We start from the raw sequence: 1749 nt of genomic DNA on the forward strand, positions 1-1749 counted from the left end.
CTTCACCGGCCTGGACAACTACCGCCACGTGCTCACCGACGCCGATCTGCGCCACTCGGTGGGCACGACGATCCTGCTCACCGCGACGGTGGTCCTGGTCAGCCTGGTCCTGGGCCTGCTGCTGGCCCTGCTCCTGGACCGCCGGTTCAAGGGCCGCGGCGTGGTCCGCACCCTGCTGATCGCCCCGTTCCTGGTGGTCCCGGTCGCGGCGGCGCTGCTGTGGAAGCACGTCCTCTACAACCCCGAGTACGGCCTGCTCAACGGCCTTCTGAGCTACGTCGGCGGCCCCCAGCCGGACTGGATCTCGACCACCCCGCTGCTGGCGGTGGAGGCCTCGCTGATCTGGCAGTGGACCCCGTTCATGATGCTGATCCTGCTGGCCGGGCTGCAGAGCCGCGACCCGCAGCAGATCGAGGCCGCCCGGGTGGACGGCGCGAGCGACTGGCAGATCTTCGTCCACCTCACCCTGCCCCACCTGCGCCGCTACCTGGAACTGGGAGCCCTGCTCGGGTCGATCTACATCGTCCAGAACTTCGACGCGGTCTTCACCATCACCTCCGGCGGCCTGGGCACCGCCAACCTCCCGTACACCGTCTACCAGAGCTTCTACCAGGCCCACGAGAACGGCCTCGCCTCGGCCGCGGGCGTCCTGGTCGTCCTCGGCTCGCTCGTCATCGCGACCTTCGCGCTGCGGGTCGTGTCGTCCCTCTTCCGCGAGGAGGTGTCCCGCGCATGAGCGCCCCGCGCCTGAACGCCGTACGCCGCACCGGGCCGGGCCTGCTGGCCTGGCTGGCCGGCATCGGGTTCTTCCTGCCCATCGCCTGGATGGCGCTGACGTCCTTCCACTCGGAGGCGGACGCGGCGGCCAACCCGCCCTCCTTCACCGCCGCCCTCACCCTGGACGGCTACCGGGAGTTCTTCGGCCTCACGGGCGGCGCGAGCCCCTGGCCGGCGCTGATCAACTCGACGGTGGCGTCGCTGGCCTCGACCCTGCTGGTCCTGCTCCTCGCCCTCCCGGCGGCCTACGCCCTGTCCGTCAACCGTGTCCGCAAATGGACGGACGTCCTGTTCTTCTTCCTCTCCACGAAGATGCTGCCGGTCGTGGCGGGCCTGCTCCCGATCTACCTCTTCGCGAGGAACGCGGGCCTGCTCGACAACATCTGGCTCCTGGTCGTCCTCTACACCTCCATGAACCTGCCGATCGCGGTGTGGATGATGCAGTCCTTCCTCGCCGAGGTCCCGGTGGCGGTGATCGAGGCGGCCCGCGTGGACGGCGCGCGCCTGCCGGTGATCCTCACCCGGGTGGTCGCCCCGATCGCCCTGCCCGGCATCGCCGCGACGGCCCTGATCTGCTTCATCTTCAGCTGGAACGAACTGCTCTTCGCCCGTGTGCTGACGGGCGTGGTCGCGGAGACCGCCCCCGTCTTCCTGACCGGCTTCATCACCAGCCAGGGCCTGTTCCTGGCCAAGGTGTGCGCCGCGTCGCTCGTCATCTCCCTGCCGGTGCTCGCCGCGGGGTTCGCCGCCCAGGACAAACTCGTCCAGGGCCTGTCGTTGGGAGCCGTGAAATGAAGGCCGCCGTCATCGAGTCCGTGGGCAAGGCCGTCGTCGCCGAGGTCCCGGACCCGACGCCGGGACCCCGTGAGGTGGTCGTGGAGGTCGCCGCGTGCGGCCTGTGCGGCACCGACCTGCACATCCTCCAGGGCGAGTTCGCCCCGAAGCTGCCGATCGTGCCCGGGCACGAGTTCG

At 70.0% G+C, this 1749-nt stretch carries 3 protein-coding genes; all 3 read left to right on the forward strand.

What is annotated here, in order from left to right:
- Positions 1–736, forward strand: a 736-nt coding sequence (locus CCN42_RS39750) for a carbohydrate ABC transporter permease (protein ID WP_086742004.1), incomplete at its 5' end; no start/stop codon positions are given.
- Positions 733–1572, forward strand: a complete 840-nt coding sequence (locus tag CCN42_RS39755; RefSeq protein WP_245877686.1) for a carbohydrate ABC transporter permease — start codon at positions 733–735, stop codon at positions 1570–1572. The genes CCN42_RS39750 and CCN42_RS39755, both read left to right, overlap by 4 nt.
- A partial coding sequence (locus CCN42_RS39760; protein WP_158102204.1) for an alcohol dehydrogenase catalytic domain-containing protein occupies positions 1569–1749 on the forward strand: 181 nt, incomplete at its 3' end. The genes CCN42_RS39755 and CCN42_RS39760, both read left to right, overlap by 4 nt.

The sequence above is a fragment of the Streptomyces glaucescens genome (assembly GCF_002154375.1).
GTDB classification, from domain to species: Bacteria; Actinomycetota; Actinomycetes; order Streptomycetales; family Streptomycetaceae; genus Streptomyces; species Streptomyces glaucescens.

Bases quoted from the DNA above. Each gene is read 5' to 3' on its own strand.
- CCN42_RS39755 (WP_245877686.1), top strand. From the start codon at position 733: ATGAGCGCCCCGCGCCTGAACGCCGTACGCCGCACCGGGCCGGGCCTG.